Source organism: Comamonas sp. FG99 (assembly GCF_057808605.1).
Genome location: NZ_JBMDII010000007.1, coordinates 102,517 through 119,403, shown reverse-complemented (window position 1 = coordinate 119,403; position 16,887 = coordinate 102,517). Strand labels below are relative to the sequence as shown.

The window sequence follows — 16,887 nt, the reverse complement described above, 5'->3', positions numbered from 1 at the left end:
GCACGGGCTGGTATGGCACGGCACGGCGGCGATGGCTTCACGAAACACCATTTCTCTCATCTAAGGTGCGCGCCACCTATCGAGGATGGGCGCGGGAAAATCTTGCGTCAGAATGGCCTCGGCAGACCAATCCAATGGCGCCTGCTCTCGCTGCCAAAGACCGCGTGGAGCAGATCAAGATTGAATCAAATTTTTACAAAATACGGAAGCGAGTCTATGGATGCTTTCCTTTTCATTTGCTTTATTTAATAAATGTTGAAAATGTTGTGAATGATTTTCTCTCTTGCTTAAGAGGGCTTGACTTGAAGATATGCGCCCATATCTGAAGTAGTACTTTTACATATCTTTTTATTTCTTTTATTTATGTCAAAGAAAACCCATTCTTTTCAGGCCGAAGTCGCGCAGTTGCTGCACCTGGTCACGCATTCGCTGTACTCCAATCCCGAGATCTTTCTGCGCGAGCTGATCTCCAATGCCTCCGACGCCTGCGACAAGCTGCGCTTCGAGGCGCTGAACCATGCCGCGCTCTACGAAGACCAGCCCGAGCTGCAGGTGCGCGTGTCTTTCGACAAGGCCGCCAAGACCATCACCATCGCCGACACCGGTATCGGCATGAGCGAGCAGGAGGCCATCGACAACCTGGGCACCATTGCCAAGAGCGGCACCAAGGCCTTCATGGACAGGCTCTCGGGCGAGCAGAAGGCCACGGCGTCGGAGCAGGGCCAGCTGATCGGCCAGTTCGGCGTGGGCTTCTACTCGGGCTACATCGTGGCCGACAAGATCACGGTCGAATCGCGCCGCGCGGGCCTGCCGGCGGCCGAGGGCGTGCGCTGGGTGAGCGGCGGCACCGGCGAGTTCGAGGTCGAGCAGATCGAGCGCCAGCAGCGCGGCACCAGCATCACGCTGCACCTGCGCCCCGAGGCCGAGGAGTTCCTCAATGGCTGGAAGCTCAAGCAGATCATCGGCAAGTACTCCGACCACATCAGCCTGCCCATCCTGATGGAGAAGGAAGAGTGGAAGGACGGCGAGAACGACCAGCCTGGCGAGATGGTCAAGACCGGTGAATGGGAGACGGTGAACCAGGCCAGCGCGCTGTGGACCCGGCCCAAGAAGGACATCAGCGACGAGCAGTACCAGGACTTCTACAAGGCGCTGAGCCATGACTTCGAGAACCCGCTCACCTGGAGCCACAACCGCGTCGAGGGCAATACCGAGTACACGCAGCTGCTCTACATCCCGGCCAAGGCGCCGTTCGACCTGTACCAGCGGGACAAGCATTCCGGCATCAAGCTGTATGTGAAGCGCGTGTTCATCATGGACGACGCCGAGGCGCTGATGCCCCAGTACCTGCGCTTCGTGCGGGGCGTGATCGACTCGGCCGACCTGCCGCTGAACGTGAGCCGCGAGCTGCTGCAGGAAAGCCGCGACGTGCGCCTGATCCGCGAAGGCTCGACCAAGCGCGTGCTGTCGATGCTGGAAGACCTGGCCAGGCATGACAGGCATGCGGCCGGCGAGGGTGCCGATGGTGTGGCCGATGTGGTCAGCGAAGAGGACAAGGCCAAGGAAGGCAAGTACACGCAGTTCTACAACGAGTTCGGCGCGGTGCTCAAGGAAGGCCTGGGCGAGGACTTCGGCAACAAGGAGCGCATCGCCAGGCTGCTGCGCTTCGCCTCCACCGGCAGCGACACGCCCAGCGTCAGCCTGGCCGAGTACAAGGCGCGCATGAAGGAGGGCCAGGAGGCTATCTACTACATCACCGCCGACACGCTGGCCGCGGCCAAGAACAGCCCGCAGCTCGAGGTCTTCAAGAAGAAGGGCATCGAGGTGCTGCTCATGGCCGACCGCGTGGACGAGTGGGCGCTGAACTACCTGCAGGACTTCGACGGCACGCCGCTGCAGTCGGTGGCCAAGGGCGCGGTCGACCTGGGCAAGCTGCAGGACGAGGCCGAGAAGAAGGCCGCCGAAGAAGCCGCCGAAGCCTTCAAGCCCGTGCTGGCCAAGCTCAAAGAGGCGCTCAAGGACAGGGCCGAAGACGTGCGCGCCACCAGCCGCCTGGTCGATTCACCGGCCTGCCTGGTGGTGCAGGACGGCGGCATGAGCCTGCAGCTGGCGCGCCTGCTCAAGCAGGCCGGCCAGAAGGCGCCCGACACCAAGCCGGTGCTCGAAGTGAACCCCGAGCACCCGCTGGTCAAGAAGCTCGACGGCTCGGTGCATTTCCACGATCTGGCCAACATCCTGTTCGACCAGGCCGTGCTGGCCGAGGGCGGTATGCCCGAGGACCCGGCGGCCTACGTCAGGCGGGTGAACGCGCTGCTGGCTTGAGGGCAGACCGAGGCCGGCCCCCGCGCCGTCAGAACGTGTGAACGAACTTCGCCGTTGAGCGATCATGCAATGCATGATCAGCGCGAAGACGAAGGACGAGGGCGAACAGACCCAGACGGGTTTGTTCGGTGAAAGGGAACTGAGGGCCAGCGCAGCGGCTGCGCAGGCTGGGGGCAATGCGCAGGGCGCGCCGCGCGTGATGTCGCCGGTGCGCAACCAGATCGAGCTGCGCCCCGTGGACCTGGATGCGCTGCTGACGCCCGATCACCCCGCACGCACCGTCTGGGCGTTCGTGCAGGCGATGGAGCTGGCCCCGCTGTACGCGCGTATCAAGTCTGCAGGCAGCCGCGGTGGTGCTCCGGCCATCGACCCGGCGATCCTGGTAGCGCTGTGGCTGTGGGCCACGATCGACGGTGTCGGCTCGGCGCGCGAGATCGACCGGCTGTGCGAGCGTGATGACGTGTACCGCTGGATCTGCGGCGGCGTGGGCGTGAACTACCACTCGCTGGCGGACTTTCGCACCGAGCACGAGGGCTGGCTGGACGCGCAGCTGACGCGCTCGATCACCTCGCTGCTCGATCGCCGACTGGTCACTTTGAGCGTCGTGGCGCAGGACGGACTGCGCGTGCGGGCGCACGCCAAGGCGTCGAGCTTTCGACGCCGTCAGAAGCTGGCCGAACTGCACACCCAGGCGCAAGAGCAGGTCCGTGCGCTCAAACGCGAGTTGACCGAGGACGCTGGGGCCAGCGCGCGGCGCAAGCAGGCGGCTGTCGAGCGCGCCGCGCGTGAGCGCGAGCAGCGCCTGGCCGCCGCGCTGGCCACCATGGACAAGTTGCAGCGCAAGCCGCTGCCCGAGCCCAAGGCGGCCAAGCGGTCCAAGCGACATGGCCCAGGCGATGACCCGCCCGCCGGTGGCGCCAGCGCCACCGAGCCCAAGCCGGCCAAACCCCAGCCTCAGCCACGGGTGAGCACGAGCGATCCCGAGGCACGTGTGATGAAGATGGCCGATGGCGGTTTCCGTCCAGCCTTCAACGCCCAACTGGCCGTTGACGTGCAGACCCAGCTCATCGCCGCCGTGGCCATCACCAACAGCGGCAGCGACATGGGCCAGATGGCCCCGATGCACCAAGAGCTGCAGCAGCGCTACGCCACCACGCCCGAGCACTGGCTGGCCGACGGCGGCTTCACCAAGCTTCAGGCCATCGACGAGTTGAGCGAGCGCGGCACCCAGCCGGTGCTGCCGCCACCGCGCAGCCGCAACCCGGACATCGACCGGCTGGCCCCCAAGGACAGCGACACCCCTGCGCAGTCGCACTGGCGCGCCTTCATGGCCAGCGAGTTCGCCAAGGATCTGTACATCTGGCGTGGTGCCAGCGTGGAATGCACCAACGCGCAGCTCAGACGGCGTGGACTGCAGCGGTTCAACGTCTGTGGAGCACTCAAGGCGCGCGCGGTGCTGCTGTGGCACGCCTTGGCGCACAACCTGATGCGCATGCGCAGCCTGGGTATCGCGCCAGCGGGTTGAATCGGGGCCTGCGCGGCGCCTGGGGCGCGCTGAAAGTGCCTCAGCAAGACCCTCACGCAACTGTGCGGCCGCAATCGAGGCGGCCAGCACGAACCGGCCCACAGGCCGGCCGTGGCCGGCACCACCACGTTGGCACCGTTCAGATTGCACAAACAGTGGTTCGTTCACGGCTTGTCAGTCCACCGAGGCGCCCGAGAGCTTGACCACGCGCGACCAGCGATCCAGGTCCTGGCGCATCTGTGCCGCCAGCTGCTCGGGCGTGCCGGCCACCAGCTCGCCCCCAGCCTCGACGATCTTCTTTTCCACCGCCGGCTGCCTGAGCGCCCTGGTGATGGTCTGGTTCAGATAGGCCACGCGCGCGGGCGGCGTGCCTGCCGGGGCGAAGAAGCCGTACCAGTCCTCGTAGTTCATGTTCTTCATGCCCAGCTCCTCCAGCGTGGGCACGCTCTTGAACACGCCTACGCGCCGCGGGCTGGTGACTGCCAGCGCCCGCACCAGGCCCTGCTGCAGGTAGCCGGCCACCGATGAGGTCGAGGTGATCATGACCGAGACTTGTCCGCCCATCAGGTCGGTCAGCGCCGGGCCCGCGCCGCGGTACGGCACATGGGTGAGGTGGATGCCGGCATCCTTGTCCAGCACCACGCCCACCAGGTGCGACAAGGTGCCGTTGCCCGGGGTCGCGTAGGTCAGATCATGGCCGGGGAGCTTGGCTTGGGCGCGCAGATCGTCCATGGTCTTGAGCGGCGAGTTCGCGGCCACGACGATGGCCAGTGGCGCCGCATTGATCTGGGTAATGGGTACGAAGCTCTTGAGCGGGTCGAACCCTGGCGCGCGGTACAGGCTCGGGTTCACCGCCATGATCGACACCTGGGACGCGAGCACGGTGTAGCCGTCGGCCTTGCTGTCGGCGACTGCCTTGGCGCCGATGTTGCCGCCTGCGCCGGCCCGGTTCTCGACGACGGCCGGCTGCCCGGTGATTGCCGCCAGCTCATTGCCGACCAGGCGCGTGTGAAAGTCGTTGCCCCCGCCCGGCGGGAATGGCGACACCAGCCGGATCGGCTGGCTCGGAAAGTCGCCCGCCTTGGGCAGAGCCTGTGCATGCGCCGGCAGCGAGCAGGCCAGGCTGAGCGCCAGGCCGCCAAGGGTACAAAAGGACATTCGGTAAGCAAGGGCACGACGCATGGAAAGACTCCTGTGGGGTGGCTGGACGCTTGGCGACAGCTGCGGGGTGCGCTGTTGCGCCACATGGGCTGCTTTGGCCGCCAAGTGCTCCATCATGGCGGTCGCGCTGGCGCAGATCGAGCCCTTTGCAGCGCAAATCCAATAAGAGTTTCTGATGAGTTGCCGGGCTTTCCGCTCCCGGAGGAATTCAGCCGCCCGCCGGCTGGCCGCCGCCTTGGGCGCGGCTGCGGATCGATTCGAAGACCTGGCGGGTCAGCGGGTTGACCACCCGATGGCGCACATACAGGCGATAGACCAGCGCGGGCAGCGGCGGCAGGCCCTCGGCCGCGCCTAGCACGCGCAGGCCGTTGTCGAGCTGCTCCACGCCGCGCGCCGTCACGCCCAGGCCCGCGCGCAGCGCGGCCCGGATGCCGATCAGGCTGCTGGAGGTGTAGCGCGGCGTCCAGGCGACGCCGGCATCGTCGAGCGCCTCTTGTGCCAGGCGGCGGAAGATGCTCGGGCCATCGGCCATGATCATCGGGATTGGGCGCGACGGGTCGTGCACGTAGGCGGCGCCGCACAGCCATACCGTGGGCGATGTGCGCAGCACCACGCCTTGCAGCTCGGCGTCTGCCCGATTGGAGATGGCCATGTCGATCTCGCCGCGCTTGAGCGACTCCATCAGGAACGGACTGCGGCCGACATGCACATCCAGCTGCAGCATGGGCGAGCTGCGCACCACCTCCGCCAGCAGCGATGGCAGTATGGTCTCGGCCACATCGTGCGGTGCGCCGATGCGCAGCGTGCCTTCGAGCCGCCCCTGCCGCAGGTGGCGCAGGGCTTCGTCGTTGATGGACAGCATGTGGCGGGCATAGACCAGCAGCCGCTCGCCGTGCTCCGTCAGGCGCTTTTGCCGGCCGCGCTTCTCGAATAGCGGGTGGCCGATCGACTCTTCGAGCCGCTGCATCTGCTGCGTGACGGCCGATTGGGTCTTGCCCAGCTGCACGGCGGCGGCGCCGAAGCTGTCATGGCGCACGATGGCCGCCAGAGTACGGAGTTGTTCCAGGTCGAGGGCGTTCATTCATTAATGATACTGATGTGTTGGACAGCGTAGCAAGCTTGATTCAGCACCATGCGGCAGCTACAGTGAGCCTTGCCATGTGCGGGAGCGACCTGCAAAAAGCATGCCCAACAGTGAAGGAGTTTCTCGTGAGCAACACCAGCGAACAGCGCCAGCAGGCGGTCGATGCGGCCATCGCCCGGATGAAGTCCGCCATGGGCGAGGCCCTGCCGACGCGCGCATCCCTGGCCACCGTCAAGCAGCTCCTGGAGGGCCTCGCAGCGCGGCGCGACCTGTGGCAGGGCGGCGATTTTCCTGCGCCCGAAGCGGGCGAATACCAGGCGCGCTACCTGATCGCGGAGGATGCGGACCAGAGCTATGCGCTGTACCTGAACGTGATGCGGCCGGGCAAGCGCATCGTGCCGCACAACCACACCACCTGGGCCTGCATCGCGGCGGTCGAGGGCGGCGAGGTCAACCGCGTGTACGAGCGCACCGACGATGGCTCCGTGCCGGGCGTGGGCACGCTGCGCGAGACGGCGCGCGTGCTGGTCGAGCCGGGGCATGGCATTGCGCTGATGCCCGATGACATCCATTCGGTGCAGATCGAGGGCGAGCAGGTCATCCGCCACCTGCACATGTACGGCCGCGCGCTGGAGACGCTGAACCAGCGCACCGCCTACGACCTCGAACAGGGCACCTGCCAGACCATGGGCATCGGTGTGCAGACCCGCCGCTGACCGCCTTGCGCCCACAGCCTCGAATTTGCCTTCGAATTTGCATTTGCTTCTGCACGGTTTTTCATGATGATCGAACGCATCGCGCCCGCGGCGCTCAAGTCCTGGCTGCATGACGGCCAGGAGATAGCCGTGCTCGACGTGCGCGAGCACGGCCAGTACGGCGAGGCCCACTTGTTTCACGCCACGCCGCTGCCCTACAGCCGGCTGGAGCTGGAGGTGCGGCGGCTGGTGCCACGCCTGGCAGTGCGCATCGTGGTGTACGACGAACAGGGCGCGCCCGATGGCGTTGCCTGGCGCGCGGCCCGGCGGCTGCAGGCGCTGGGCTATGTCCATGTCCACCTGCTCGATGGCGGCGCCCAGGGCTGGCAGGCCGCCGGCCATGTGCTGTTTGCGGGCGTGAACCTGCCTTCCAAGACCTTTGGCGAACTGGCCGAGCACATCTACCGCACGCCGCGCGTCAGCGCCGGGCAGCTGGCGGCGATGATGGCGGGGCCGCAGCCCGTGGTGGTGCTCGACGGCCGGCCGGTGCCGGAGTTCCGCAAGATGAACATCCCCACGGCTTCATGCTGCCCGAACGGCGAGCTGGCCTACCGCGTGCGTTCACTGGTGCCGGACGATACCACCCCGATCGTCATCAACTGCGCCGGCCGCACGCGCTCGATCATTGGCGCGCAGACGCTGATCAACCTGGGCCTGCCCAATCCCGTCTATGCGCTTGAAAACGGCACCCAGGGCTGGTTCCTCGCCGACCAAGCGCTAGAGCATGGCGGTACGCGGCGCTATCCCGAGGGCTCGGGCAGCCAGGCGCTGCGCCCCGCCGCGCAGCGGCTGGCCGCGCGCTTTGGCGTGCCCACGGTGGATGCCGCCACCGTGCAGGCCTGGGCGGCCGATGCCAGCCGCACGCTCTTCCTGTGCGATGTGCGCACGCCGGAGGAGTTTGCCCTGGGCAGCCTGCCCGGCGCGCAGCATACGCCGGGCGGCCAGCTGATGCAGGCCTTCGACCAATACATCGGCGTGCGCGGTGCGCGGCTGGTGCTGTTCGACAGCGACGGCGTGCGCGCCCCCGTGGTCGCCAGCTGGCTGCACCAGATGGGGCACGAGGCCTGCGTGCTCGGCGAGGGCATTGCCAGCGGTCTGGCGCTGCAGGCACCCATGGCGCCGCAGGCGCCGCCGCTGGCCGCTATTGCCGCGCAGGAACTTGCGGCCCGCCTGCGGTCGAGCACGGCCTGCGTCGTGGACCTGCGCGCCGGCATGGCCTACCGCGGCGCCCATATTCCCGGCGCGCGCTGGTCGATCCGGCCCCGGCTGGCGGCCGATCTCGCGCGGCAAGAGCGCCAGCTCGTGCTGGTTGCCGACGAGCCCGCGCTGGCCGCCTGGGCCGTGGCAGATTGCCAGCTCGCCCAACCGCCCTTGCTGCTGCAGGGCGGCATGGCGGCGTGGCGGGAAGCGGGCCTTGCCATCGAGGCATCGCCCGACACCCCTTGCGATGCCGACTGCATCGACCACCTCTTTTTCGTGCACGACCGGCACGATGGCAACAAGGAGGCCGCGCGGCGCTACCTGGCCTGGGAGACCGGGCTGGTGGCCCAGCTCGACGAGCATGAACTGGCTGCGTTTCGCTTGCCGGCGGCAGCCGCGGCTGCGCCGGGGGGCTGAGCCATGCCCGACAGATCCGATACCGGCGCGGGCTTGCAGACCCGGCTCATGCGCATGGGCAAAGCCCCCGCCTATGCAGGCGGCAGCGCGGTCAATCCGCCCATCGTGCGGGCCAGCACCGTGGTCTTCGAGAGCACCGCGCAGCAGCGCGAGATGCGCACGCGCCGCAGCCAGGAGCGCATCTTCAGCTATGGCGCACGCGGCACGCCTACCACTTTTGCGCTGGAAGACGCGGTCAGCGAGCTGGAAGGCGCCTGGCGCACCCGCCTCCTGCCCACCGGGCTGGCCGCCATCGGCATGGCCTGGCTGAGCTATCTGAAGCCCGGCGACCACGTGCTCGTCACCGACAGCGCCTACCAGCCGGCGCGCCACCTGGCGCAGCAATTCCTGCAGCCCTACGGCATAGAGTGCAGCTTTTTTGCCGCCGACGGCAGCGATGCCGTAGCCCGGATGCAGCCCAACACGCGCATGGTCTATGTCGAATGCCCCGGCTCGCTGGTGTACGAGATGTGCGACCTGCCGGCGCTCGCCGCCATGGCGCATGAGCGCGGAGCCCTGCTCGTGGCGGACAATACCTGGGGCTCGGGTGTGCAGTACCGGCCGCTGGCGCTGGGCGCGGACGTGTCCATCATGGCGGCCACCAAATACCTCTCGGGCCATTCGGATGTGATGATGGGCACGATTGCCACCACGCAGGCAGCCTGGGCGCCGCTGGCCGAGCGCTGCGATGCCTTCGGCATGACGGTCAGCCCCGACGACGCCTGGCTCGTGCTGCGCGGCATGCGCTCGCTGCCGGCGCGTCTGCGCATGCACGAGGAGCACGCGCTGCAGGTGGTGCGCTGGCTGCAGGCCCATCCCGCAGTCCAGACCGTGTTCTGCCCTGCCTTGGCGAGCCACCCCGGCCACTTGCTCTGGCAGCGCGACTGCCGGGGCACGAATGGCCTGGTCTCCTTCGAGCTCAGGCCGGCCATCGCCCCCGAGGTGGTGGATCAGCTGATCGACGGCCTGCAGCTGTTCGGATTGGGCGCCTCCTGGGGAGGCTACGAAAGCCTGGTCACGCCCGCGCACATGGCGCAGGCGCGCAGCATCGCCGACTGGAGCGCGCGGGGGCAGGTGATCCGCCTGCATGTGGGGCTGGAAGACCCGCAGGACCTGATGGCCGATCTCGAACAAGCCTTTGCGAAGGCCGGCATCGCAAGCTGACCGCCATCTGGCGCTGCCCAGGCCGTGGCGGCGCTCACTGGTGTTTTGCCAGCCGCCGGTCCCAGCACACCACGGCCAGCGTGGCCAGGCCCAGCATGCCGCCCATGGCGCTGGTGCCGCCCCAGCCATGGTGCAGCCAGGCCCAGGAGCCCAGCGCCGAGCCGATGGAGGCGCCGATGAAATACGTCGTCATGTAGACCGCGTTGATGCGCGAGCGCGCCTCGGGCGCCAGCGCGTAGACCACGTTCTGGTTGCTGATGTGCAGCGCCTGCAGCGCGCCGTCCACCACCAGCATGCCGGCCAGGAACCACCACAGGCTGGAGCCACCCAGCCACAGCGCGAGCCAGCCCAGCAGTAGAAGCAGCGCGCCGGCCAGCGTGGTCGATTGCTCCAGCCCGCGGTCGGCCAGGCGGCCGGCCGCATTGGCCATCAGCGCGCCGGCGATGCCGGCAATGCCGATGAGGCCGATCTGCAGGTCGCTGAGCGCGAAGCGCGGGCCGGCCAGCAGCAGCGCCATTGTGGAAAACAGCACGCTCACCGTCGCGAAGCCCAGCCCGCCGATCAGCGAGCGGCTGCGCAGCCGCGGATGGCTGCGCAGCAGGCCGGCCAGCGAGCGCATCACGGCGCCGTAGCTCACCGGCGCCGCGGGCGGTGCCAGCGGCAGGGCGCGCGCCAGCAGGGCGGCCATCAGCGCGGTGCAGGTCGCGCCCACCCAGTACACGGTGCTCCAGCCGCCGAGCTGCGACAAGATGCCCGCCACGCTGCGCGAGGCCAGGATGCCGACCAGCAGGCCGCTCATCACCAGCCCCACCGCGCGGCCGCTCGCGCCCGGCGCGGCGAAGGTGGCCGCCATGGGCACCAGCACCTGGGCCGCGACCGAGAACACGCCAGCCATCAGCGTGCCGCCGGCCAGCAGCGCAAAGCTGCCCACCAGGCCGCTGGCGCCGCTGGCCAGCATGCCGCAGGCGGCCAGCAGCATCAGCGTGAGCACCAGGCGGCGGCGCTCCAGCATGTCGCCCAGCGGCACGAGCAGCAGCAGCCCCAGGCCGTAGGAGACCTGGGCCATGGTCACGGTGCTCGACGCCTGGGCGTCGCTGATCCGCAGCCCCTGCGCCATGGAATGCAGCAGCGGCTGGTTGAAGTAGTTGGCGCCAGCGCACAGGCCGCAGGCGGTGGCCATGAGCAGCAGGGTGGAGGTGGATAGCGGAGCAGGGGGGGAGGTCGTCGGTGCCGTCATGGGCTGCGGATTTTGCTGGGGCGAGGAGTGGCGGCAGTATCCATGCTTTGGCGCCGGCCTGTGCGATCAGGTGGGGTTCTGCGGCCCCGCGCATGGTTTTGCCGGGCGCTGCGGGTAAGATTACGTCTTGCCAAGCAACCCCTGGGGCATCACGCCATGGTCCGCTTCTTCTTCGTCTTTCTCGCCATCCAGCTCACGCTGTTCGGCATCAATATGCTCAACTGGGTGCAGCAGCACCTGGTGGAGCCGTGGACCGCGCTGCTGGCCCGGATCTGCGCCTTCCTGGTGACCTGGTTCGACAAATCGGCGGTGGCCGAGGGCAAGGTGCTGTGGAACCACGCCACCAATTTCGGCGTGTCCATCGAGGCGGGCTGCAACGGCATCGAGGCCTGCATCGTGCTTTTTGCTGCGATCCTGGCGTTTCCGTCGTCGTGGCGGCACAAGATCATCGGCATGGTGGCCGGCTTTTTCGCGGTGCAGGCGATCAACATCGTGCGCGTCATCAGCCTGTTCTACCTGGGGCAGTGGAACATGGCGGCCTTCAACTTCGCCCACGAATACCTGTGGCAGGCGTTGATCATGCTGGACGTGCTGGTGGTCTGGCTGGTGTGGGTGCGCGCCGGCCAGCGCAAGCAGCGCGCCGACGACGCCAATCCGCCGCCGCCCCCGATGACGCCCGCAGCCGCCTGATACGCCATGAAGCGCCTCAATCCGATCCAGCGTTTCGCGCTGCTGGCGTTCGCCGGCATCATCGTCTTCACCACCGCCTGGACTTATCTGTCGCCGTGGATCACCTACCCGGTGGCGGCGCTGTCCAAGGCCGGCCTGGAGCAGACCGCGTCGGGCTGGGTGCAGCAGGTGCACATCGCACCGGGCAAGATGGAGGTGGATACCTCGGTGGCGGTGGCCAATGCGCAGACCGGCGGGCGCTGGGTGGAGATCTCGGTGGACGGCGACCCGGGGCGCTATGCCTACGGCTTCCCGATCTTCCTGGCGCTGCTGCTGGCGGCCTGGGGGCCGGGGCGCTGGTGGCGCGCCATCGTGGGCTATGTGGTGCTGCTGCCGTTCCAGGCATTCAGCATCTGCAGCTCGCTGCTGATGCAGATGGCGCTGGCGGCGCAGCTGGACCTGCGGGTGCTCAAGATCAGCCAGGGCCAGCTCGAGGCCCTGGCCTACAGCTTTCAGCTCGGCAGCCTGGTGCTGCCGACGCTGGTGCCGTTCCTGCTGTGGCTGTGGCTGGACCGCCAGTTCGTGAACGATGTGCTGGTCGAGGCCTGGAAGAAGAACATCCAACCCAGGATCGCGCCCCCGCCGCCCGCCGCGCCCCCGCCGCCGGCCCAAGTGATCCGCCCCGCCGCCGATGCGCCGGTGGAGATATCGCGCAACACCAGCATCACGCTGCCGCCTCGGCGTTCCTAATGGCAGGGCCGATCCGCGTACTGTGCCTGGGCTGCGGCATCGCGCTGCTGGCTGCCTGCTCGCCCTATGTGGGCGTGGGCATTCCGGTGGGGCCGGTGTCGGTCGGCGTGGGTGTGGGCAGCGGCGGCGTATCGGCCGGCGTGGGCACGGGTGTCGGCCCGCTCGGCGTTGGCGTGGGGGTGAACCAGCACGGCCAGGTCACCGGCAATGCCGGCGTGGGCGTAGGTACCTCGGTGGGCAATGCCCGCGTGGGCGCCGGGGTGGGCACGGGCACCGTGCTGTACGACCCGGCCAAGGCTTCGGCACCAGCGCCTGCCCCGGCGCAGGAGCCGGTACCGTCGGTGCCGCCCGGCAGCATCGAGTGGCGCGATGCCCAGGGGCGGCCGGTGCCGGATTGCCGGCTGGAGAATCGCTGCTGATCAGCCGGTGGCGCCCAGGTGCAGCAGCAGGCTTTGCATGGGCAGCGGCAGCTGCTCCCAGTCCCGAAAGCACAGGCATAGCTGGCGCCGGGCCCAGGCTTCGTCCAGCGCCACGGCCCGCAGGGCATGGCGCCTGCGCAGGCGCATGGCGATGCTGCGGGGGATGATGGCTATGCCCACGCCGTGCGCCACCATGTCGCACAGGCCCTCGAAGGTCTTCATGCGCACCCGGAAGGCCAATTCGCGCCCCGCGCGGCGGGCCTGTTCGTTGATGTGCTCCTGCAGCGCGCTGCCGGGCTCCAGCCCCACGAAGGGCTCGCCCAGCACCTCGGCCAGGCGCAGCGCGCGGGCGCCGGCCAGCGCATGCGCGGCGGGGGCGATCAGCACCAGGTGATCGTCGGCCAGCGGCTGGCGCACCAGGCCGGGCGCCTCGATGGCGCTGGAGACGATGCCGGCCTGCGCCAGGCCGGCGGCGATGGCGCGCACGATCTCGGCGCTGGTGCGCTCCTTGAGCTCCAGGTTCAGGCGCGGGTGCGCGGCCAGCCAGGGGGCGAGCCGCCGCGGCAGGAACTCGGCCAGCGCCGCCGTGTTGGCGTGCAGGTGCACCGTGCCCTGGCTGCCCTGGGCAAAGTCGCGCAGCTCGCCCCGCAGCAGGGCTTGCTGGCGCAGGATCAGGCGGGCATGGTGGGCCAGGGCCTCGCCGGCGTCGGTGGTGGTCACGCCGCGCGCATGGCGCAGCAGCAGCGGCACGCCGGCATCCTGCTCCAGGCCGCGCAGGCGCTCGCTGGCCGAGGCCAGCGCCAGGTGCGCGCGGGCCGCGCCCTGGGTGATGCTGCCGGCATCCACCACGCTCAGGAACAGGCGCAGGTCGGTGAAGTCAAAGCGCATGGCATCTCCTATCCCTTCGGAAAAGCCGAAGGCTCATGGGCCCAATGCCGCATTGTGCCAAGCGGCGCGCGCGGCTCCAATGGCAGCATGCAAGAGATTTCACCGACCTGGACGGCGCTGCTGTGCGCCATCTTTCTCGCCGCCGGCATGGTCAAGGGCGTGACCGGCATGGGCCTGCCCACGGTGGCCATGGGCCTGCTGGGCATGGCGCTGCCGCCAGCCGCGGCGGCGGCCTTGCTGCTGGTGCCGTCGCTGGTGACCAATGTGTGGCAGCTGCTGGCGGGGCCGGCCAAGGCGCGGCTGGCGCGCCGGCTGTGGCCGATGATGCTGGGCATCGTGGCGGGCACGGTGCTGGGCGCGGCGCTGCTGGTGCGGGCCGATCCGGCGCGCGCCGGCCTGGGCCTGGGCTTGGCGCTGATCGCCTATGCGGGCTATGCGCTGTGCGCGCCGCCGCTGGCGGTGCCCGCCCGGCTGGAGGCCTGGCTGTCACCATTGGTCGGGGCCGCGACGGGCCTGGTGACCGGTGCCACCGGCGTGCTGGTGATGCCGGCCGTGCCCTACCTGCAATCGCTGCGCCTCGACAAGGACGAGCTGGTGCAGGCGCTGGGGCTGTCGTTCACCGTCTCCACCGTGGCGCTGGCCGCGGGCCTGGCGGCGCAAGGCGCGCTGCGGCTCGATCAGCTGGGCTGGTCGGCCTTGGCGATTGCGCCGGCATTGGCGGGCATGTGGCTGGGGCAGCGCATCCGCAGCCGCATCAGCCCGGCCATGTTCCGGCGCTGTTTTCTGCTGTTCCTGGTGGTGCTGGGCGGCGAGCTGGTGCTGCGCGCATGGCGTTAGATGAAGAGCGGCTCCTCGCCCATGGCCTCGATCTGCGCCTGCAGCAGCTGCACCTGCTCGCCCCAGTAGGCCTCGGTGCCGAACCAGGGGAAGTGGATGGGAAAGATCGGGTCGTGCCAGCGGCGCGCCAGCCAGGCGCTGTAGTGGATGAGGCGCAGCGTGCGCAGCGGCTCGATCAGCGCCAGCTCGCGGCGGTCGAAGGGGCGGAACTGCTCGTAGCCTTCGACCAGGGTGGATAGCTGCAGGCCGCGCTGCGCGCGGTCGCCGGACAGCAACATCCACAGATCCTGCACCGCCGGGCCCATGCGGGCGTCGTCCAGGTCCACGAAATGCGGGCCGCCGCCGGGTTCGTCGGCCGGCACCCACAGCACGTTGCCCGGATGGCAGTCGCCGTGCAGGCGGATGCTCTGGCCGCCGTGGGCGCCGAAGGCCCGGCCTACCTGCTCCAGCGCCGCCAGGCAGGCCCGGCTCCACGCCGTGCGCTGCGCGGGGGGAATGTCGCCGTGCTGCATCAGCCAGTCGTGCGGCTCCTGGCCGAAGGCCTGTACGCTGATGGCGGGGCGCTGCGCGAAGGGCTGGGCGGCGCCCACGGTGTGGATGCGCGCCAGAAAGCGGCCGATCCACTCCAGCACCTCGAAATCGTCGAGTTCGGGCTGGCGCCCGCCGCGCCAGGGGGATACCGAGAAAGAAAAGCCCGCATGGTGGTGCAGCGTGGCGCCCTGCACCGCCAGTGGCGCGACCACCGGAATCTCGGCCTCGGCCAGCGCCTGCGAGAAGGTATGCTCCTCGGCGATGGCCGCGTCGCTCCAGCGGCCCGGGCGGTAGAACTTGCAGACCACGCGGCTGCCGTCTTCCAGCCAGACCTGGTAGACGCGGTTTTCGTAGGAGTTGAGCGCCGCCAGCCGCCCGTCGCCCATCAGGCCGATGCCGGCCAATGCGTCCAGCACCACGTCGGGCGAGAGCTGGGCGTAGGGATGGTGGGCGGCGGAGGAGGGGGCGGCGTCATGCATGCGGCGATTGTCGCCGCTCGCCGATCACGCCAGCGTGAGCTGCACGTCGATGTTGCCGCGGGTGGCGTTCGAGTAGGGGCAGACCTGGTGTGCGGCGTCCACCAGCTGCTGCGCGGCAGCCTGGTCCATGCCGGGCAGGTGGATGGCCATGCGCACCGCGATGCCGTAGGCTTGGCCCACGGGGCCCAGGTCGACCTCGGCGTCCACCGACAGGTCTTGCGGCAGGGTGAGCTTCTGGCGTGCGGCCACGGCCTTCATCGCCCCGATGAAGCAGGCCGAGTAGCCGGCCGCGAACAGCTGCTCGGGGTTGGTGCCCTGGCCGGCGCCGCCGGGCGAGGACAGCGCGATGTCCAGGCGGCCGTCGTCGCTGCGCGAGGCGCCGTCGCGTCCGCCGGTGGTGTGGGCGCGGGCGGTGTAGAGAACTTTGTCCAGTGAGGCCATGGTGACAACTCCTTCGAGAGTGAGAATCGCTTCAGGATGAAGCGGAGGGCGGCTGCGGCACGAGGCGGTCCCGCAGCTGTTGAACTTGCGCGGTCAGCGACTGCAGCTCGTCCAGCGTGCACTGGCTGTGCTGCAGCAGGCAGGCGGGAATGCCGCTGGCCTGCTCGCGCAGCGCGCGGCCGGCGGCGGTGAGCGTGACGCGCACCCGGCGCTCGTCGGCCGCGTCGCGCCGGCGCTGCAGCCAGCCGGCGGCCTCCATGCGCTTGAGCAGCGGCGTGAGCGTGCCGGAATCCAGATACAGGCGCTCGCCCAGCTCGTTGACCATGCGCTCGTCCTGCTCCCACAGTACCAGCATCACCAGGTACTGCGGGTAGGTCAAACCCAATGGTTCGAGCAAGGGTTTGTAGAGCTTGGTCATCGCCAGCGAGGCCGAGTACAGCGCGAAACACAGTTGCTGGTCGAGCCGCAGGGCGGTGTTGCTGGAGAGGGTGGATGCGTTGGGCATGGGTTGAATTATTTCTTGCAATTAAATTGTTGGCAATTTAATTGCAAGAAATCTATGCCGATGACAGGGGTTCTAGTCGTCGTAGGGGAGCTGGTCGGGGTCCGCGTTCAGGTAGTCTGGCGACGGGGTCTGGTTGAACTGCACGGCCAGCACGGCATCGTGCCCGTCGATCAGGCGGCGCACAACGCGGTGCATGCCATCCATCACCCGGCCCTGGGCGCACAGCACGATGGGGTAGGCGGTGTCGGCCTGCTGTACCAGCCGCATGTGGTCGGCCAGCGCGCGCGTGGTCGGGCGCGGCTCGGAGGCGCCGAACCAGTAGGGCTCGTCGAGCTCGGCGATGGCCGTGAGAGGTACCCAGTGCGGCGCGAGCGGCGCCGCCAGCGCGATCAGGCGGCGCACGTCCCAGGCCTGCAGGCCCTGCGGCCCCGGCCGGAAGTGGTACTGGGCACGCAGAGCCATGG

The 16,887-nt window shown here is 68.7% G+C and carries 17 protein-coding genes; 9 read left to right on the top strand and 8 right to left on the bottom strand.

Annotated features, from left to right (window positions below; translation table 11 throughout):
* The first annotated feature begins 363 nt into the window (after positions 1 to 363).
* Both htpG and ACODRX_RS06965 read left to right on the top strand, forming a co-directional pair.
* Entirely contained in the window at positions 364 to 2,322 is a 1,959-nt protein-coding gene (gene htpG, locus ACODRX_RS06970; RefSeq protein ID WP_488870494.1) for a molecular chaperone HtpG, read from the top strand.
* Between the two features lie 196 nt (positions 2,323 to 2,518).
* The gene (locus ACODRX_RS06965; protein WP_488870555.1) at positions 2,519 to 3,847 is read left to right on the top strand and encodes an IS1182 family transposase; all 1,329 of its coding nucleotides are present in this window, start codon (positions 2,519 to 2,521) and stop codon (positions 3,845 to 3,847) included.
* 174 nt (positions 3,848 to 4,021) lie between these two features.
* On the opposite strand, the gene ACODRX_RS06960 is transcribed toward ACODRX_RS06965, so the two are convergent.
* Both ACODRX_RS06960 and ACODRX_RS06955 read right to left on the bottom strand, forming a co-directional pair.
* Complete coding sequence (locus ACODRX_RS06960) at positions 4,022 to 5,005, bottom strand: Bug family tripartite tricarboxylate transporter substrate binding protein (RefSeq protein ID WP_488870492.1); 984 nt, start codon at positions 5,003 to 5,005, stop codon at positions 4,022 to 4,024.
* Positions 5,006 to 5,216: 211 nt separating this feature from the next.
* Positions 5,217 to 6,089: a LysR substrate-binding domain-containing protein gene (locus tag ACODRX_RS06955; RefSeq protein ID WP_488870490.1), complete on the bottom strand. Its 873-nt coding sequence runs from the start codon at positions 6,087 to 6,089 to the stop codon at positions 5,217 to 5,219.
* A 128-nt stretch (positions 6,090 to 6,217) separates the two neighbouring features.
* Here ACODRX_RS06955 and ACODRX_RS06950 point away from each other — a divergent pair, with 128 nt between their 5' ends.
* From ACODRX_RS06950 to metC, 3 genes are all read left to right on the top strand, one after another.
* Entirely contained in the window at positions 6,218 to 6,808 is a 591-nt protein-coding gene (locus ACODRX_RS06950) for a cysteine dioxygenase family protein (RefSeq protein ID WP_488870489.1), read from the top strand.
* Positions 6,809 to 6,874: 66 nt separating this feature from the next.
* Entirely contained in the window at positions 6,875 to 8,464 is a 1,590-nt protein-coding gene (locus tag ACODRX_RS06945; protein ID WP_488870553.1) for a rhodanese-like domain-containing protein, read from the top strand.
* Between the two features lie 3 nt (positions 8,465 to 8,467).
* Positions 8,468 to 9,667 carry a cystathionine beta-lyase gene (gene metC, locus ACODRX_RS06940; RefSeq protein WP_488870487.1) on the top strand — a complete coding sequence of 400 codons (1,200 nt, stop codon included), beginning with the start codon at positions 8,468 to 8,470 and terminating at the stop codon, positions 9,665 to 9,667.
* A 34-nt stretch (positions 9,668 to 9,701) separates the two neighbouring features.
* On the opposite strand, the gene ACODRX_RS06935 is transcribed toward metC, so the two are convergent.
* On the bottom strand, positions 9,702 to 10,904 hold the full coding sequence (locus tag ACODRX_RS06935) for an MFS transporter (RefSeq protein ID WP_488870486.1): 1,203 nt from the start codon (positions 10,902 to 10,904) through the stop codon (positions 9,702 to 9,704).
* A 156-nt stretch (positions 10,905 to 11,060) separates the two neighbouring features.
* Here ACODRX_RS06935 and xrtH point away from each other — a divergent pair, with 156 nt between their 5' ends.
* From xrtH to ACODRX_RS06920, 3 genes are read left to right on the top strand one after another with little or no spacing between them, the layout of a single operon-like run.
* Positions 11,061 to 11,594, top strand: coding sequence for an exosortase H (gene xrtH / locus ACODRX_RS06930; protein ID WP_488870485.1), 534 nt, complete (start codon positions 11,061 to 11,063; stop codon positions 11,592 to 11,594).
* A gap of 6 nt (positions 11,595 to 11,600) precedes the next feature.
* A complete protein-coding gene (locus ACODRX_RS06925; protein WP_488870483.1) occupies positions 11,601 to 12,323 on the top strand; it encodes an exosortase H-associated membrane protein in 723 nt (240 codons plus the stop codon).
* Positions 12,323 to 12,742 carry a hypothetical protein gene (locus tag ACODRX_RS06920; protein WP_488870481.1) on the top strand — a complete coding sequence of 140 codons (420 nt, stop codon included), beginning with the start codon at positions 12,323 to 12,325 and terminating at the stop codon, positions 12,740 to 12,742. Before ACODRX_RS06925 ends, ACODRX_RS06920 begins: the two co-directional genes overlap by 1 nt.
* Here the strand turns inward: ACODRX_RS06920 and ACODRX_RS06915 are convergent, their stop codons facing one another.
* Positions 12,743 to 13,630: a LysR family transcriptional regulator gene (locus ACODRX_RS06915; protein WP_488870480.1), complete on the bottom strand. Its 888-nt coding sequence runs from the start codon at positions 13,628 to 13,630 to the stop codon at positions 12,743 to 12,745.
* Positions 13,631 to 13,717: 87 nt separating this feature from the next.
* Here ACODRX_RS06915 and ACODRX_RS06910 point away from each other — a divergent pair, with 87 nt between their 5' ends.
* The gene (locus ACODRX_RS06910) at positions 13,718 to 14,467 is read left to right on the top strand and encodes a sulfite exporter TauE/SafE family protein (RefSeq protein WP_488870479.1); all 750 of its coding nucleotides are present in this window, start codon (positions 13,718 to 13,720) and stop codon (positions 14,465 to 14,467) included.
* Here the strand turns inward: ACODRX_RS06910 and ACODRX_RS06905 are convergent.
* From ACODRX_RS06905 to ACODRX_RS06890, 4 genes are all read right to left on the bottom strand, one after another.
* The gene (locus ACODRX_RS06905) at positions 14,464 to 15,477 is read right to left on the bottom strand and encodes a serine/threonine protein kinase (protein ID WP_488870477.1); all 1,014 of its coding nucleotides are present in this window, start codon (positions 15,475 to 15,477) and stop codon (positions 14,464 to 14,466) included. The two genes, ACODRX_RS06910 and ACODRX_RS06905, sit on opposite strands and share 4 nt — an antisense overlap.
* A gap of 24 nt (positions 15,478 to 15,501) precedes the next feature.
* Positions 15,502 to 15,918 carry an organic hydroperoxide resistance protein gene (locus ACODRX_RS06900; RefSeq protein ID WP_488870475.1) on the bottom strand — a complete coding sequence of 139 codons (417 nt, stop codon included), beginning with the start codon at positions 15,916 to 15,918 and terminating at the stop codon, positions 15,502 to 15,504.
* Positions 15,919 to 15,949: 31 nt separating this feature from the next.
* Positions 15,950 to 16,423: a MarR family winged helix-turn-helix transcriptional regulator gene (locus ACODRX_RS06895; RefSeq protein ID WP_488870473.1), complete on the bottom strand. Its 474-nt coding sequence runs from the start codon at positions 16,421 to 16,423 to the stop codon at positions 15,950 to 15,952.
* Between the two features lie 72 nt (positions 16,424 to 16,495).
* Entirely contained in the window at positions 16,496 to 16,885 is a 390-nt protein-coding gene (locus ACODRX_RS06890) for a hypothetical protein (protein WP_488870471.1), read from the bottom strand.
* Positions 16,886 to 16,887 lie beyond the last annotated feature (2 nt).

Coding starts and splice junctions, on each gene's coding strand:
- htpG (WP_488870494.1), top strand. CDS start 364: ATGTCAAAGAAAACCCATTCTTTTCAGGCCGAAGTCGCGCAGTTGCTG.
- ACODRX_RS06960 (WP_488870492.1), bottom strand. CDS start 5,005: ATGTCCTTTTGTACCCTTGGCGGCCTGGCGCTCAGCCTGGCCTGCTCG.
- ACODRX_RS06955 (WP_488870490.1), bottom strand. CDS start 6,089: ATGAACGCCCTCGACCTGGAACAACTCCGTACTCTGGCGGCCATCGTG.
- ACODRX_RS06945 (WP_488870553.1), top strand. CDS start 6,875: ATGATCGAACGCATCGCGCCCGCGGCGCTCAAGTCCTGGCTGCATGAC.
- metC (WP_488870487.1), top strand. CDS start 8,468: ATGCCCGACAGATCCGATACCGGCGCGGGCTTGCAGACCCGGCTCATG.
- ACODRX_RS06935 (WP_488870486.1), bottom strand. CDS start 10,904: ATGACGGCACCGACGACCTCCCCCCCTGCTCCGCTATCCACCTCCACC.
- xrtH (WP_488870485.1), top strand. CDS start 11,061: ATGGTCCGCTTCTTCTTCGTCTTTCTCGCCATCCAGCTCACGCTGTTC.
- ACODRX_RS06925 (WP_488870483.1), top strand. CDS start 11,601: ATGAAGCGCCTCAATCCGATCCAGCGTTTCGCGCTGCTGGCGTTCGCC.
- ACODRX_RS06920 (WP_488870481.1), top strand. CDS start 12,323: ATGGCAGGGCCGATCCGCGTACTGTGCCTGGGCTGCGGCATCGCGCTG.
- ACODRX_RS06915 (WP_488870480.1), bottom strand. CDS start 13,630: ATGCGCTTTGACTTCACCGACCTGCGCCTGTTCCTGAGCGTGGTGGAT.
- ACODRX_RS06910 (WP_488870479.1), top strand. CDS start 13,718: ATGCAAGAGATTTCACCGACCTGGACGGCGCTGCTGTGCGCCATCTTT.
- ACODRX_RS06905 (WP_488870477.1), bottom strand. CDS start 15,477: ATGCATGACGCCGCCCCCTCCTCCGCCGCCCACCATCCCTACGCCCAG.
- ACODRX_RS06900 (WP_488870475.1), bottom strand. CDS start 15,918: ATGGCCTCACTGGACAAAGTTCTCTACACCGCCCGCGCCCACACCACC.
- ACODRX_RS06895 (WP_488870473.1), bottom strand. CDS start 16,423: ATGCCCAACGCATCCACCCTCTCCAGCAACACCGCCCTGCGGCTCGAC.
- ACODRX_RS06890 (WP_488870471.1), bottom strand. CDS start 16,885: ATGGCTCTGCGTGCCCAGTACCACTTCCGGCCGGGGCCGCAGGGCCTG.